The sequence below is a fragment of the Bacteroidia bacterium genome (assembly GCA_025056095.1).
In the GTDB taxonomy this organism is placed as follows: Bacteria; Bacteroidota; Bacteroidia; order JANWVE01; family JANWVE01; genus JANWVE01.
Genome location: JANWVW010000387.1, coordinates 1 through 593 on the forward strand (window position 1 = coordinate 1; position 593 = coordinate 593).

The following is a 593-nucleotide window of genomic DNA, read 5'->3' on the forward strand; positions in this document are numbered from 1 at the left end:
GATATTAATAAGTATGTCAAAAAAAAATATAATATAGTCATTAGCAAAAAGAATAATTTTGTATAAGAAGCTTCATATAGAATTGTACTTAAATATATTAAAAGTAAACCCCACATTACAGGAAGAGATAGTATTTCACTTATTAGGTGCTTATAGTTAGATGAAATAAAATAGAGTAATTCACTAATTTTTTTCTTAGGGATGGAATTAACTATTGTTGTAAAATTACTTTTGTTATAAATATTTGAGTCGATAAAAAACCAGTTCATTAACATAGCATAATCATTTAAGCTCCATTTTACACTTTGTAAAGCCCTTACTTTGTCGTCATGTGAAATTTTTTCTAAGCCTTCTTTATCAAGAATTTCACCTCGTGTTGTATTAAATTGGTGATAATATCCATATACATTTGAACTATAATAGTGTAAAGCTACTGCTATGATAATACTAGTTGCTAAATAAAGAACCCATGTATTATGTTTTAAATGATAAGTAGAAAATAAACTATACTTTTGATAAGTACTGTAAAAGTAAATATATAATTTATACAAGTAAGCAGGTGCAAACATAACTATTGCTAAGTAAAAGGATTC

Annotated in this window: 1 protein-coding gene; it reads right to left on the bottom strand. The window is 25.1% G+C overall.

Going from position 1 to position 593, the window contains the following annotated elements; all coding sequences use genetic code 11:
* Nucleotides 1–569: hypothetical protein (locus tag NZ519_14145; GenBank protein ID MCS7029893.1), on the bottom strand; the 569-nt coding region annotated here is incomplete at its 3' end.
* Nucleotides 570–593 lie beyond the last annotated feature (24 nt).